Source organism: Microtetraspora sp. AC03309, from assembly GCF_020826795.1.
Taxonomy (GTDB): Bacteria; Actinomycetota; Actinomycetes; order Streptosporangiales; family Streptosporangiaceae; genus Microtetraspora; species Microtetraspora glauca.
The window spans coordinates 1-418 of record NZ_JADDIL010000565.1; the positions used below are offsets into that span (position 1 = coordinate 1).

At 64.6% G+C, this 418-nt stretch carries 1 pseudogene; it reads right to left on the reverse strand.

The window, feature by feature from the left end:
- Positions 1-418: pseudogene (locus IMZ11_RS44380) on the reverse strand (hypothetical protein); the annotation flags it as partial.

Genomic DNA, 418 nt, shown 5'->3' on the forward strand with positions numbered 1-418 from the left:
GGTCTCACCGTCGGAGCCCTTGACGTCGAAGTCGAAGACCCAGTGCGCGACCGGGAAGTAGACAACGGTCGCCCACAGGGTGGCGAACAGCAGCCAGCCGCCGAACTTGATGCGGTCGGCGACGGCACCGGAGATCAGGGCGACGGTGATGATCGCGAACATCAGCTGGAAACCCACGAACACGGTGGCCGGGATCGTGCCGACCAGCGCGATGGGCGCATCGGCCGAACCGTTCGCTCCGATCAGACCCTTGAGGCCGAAGAATTGCCCGGGGTCGCCGATGACGCCTGCGGTGTTGTCACCGAACGCGACCGAGTAGCCGTACAGCGCCCACAGGACTGTTACGACACCCATGGCGCTGACGCTCATCATGATCATGTTGAGCACGCCCTTGGCCCGCACCATGCCGCCGTAGAAG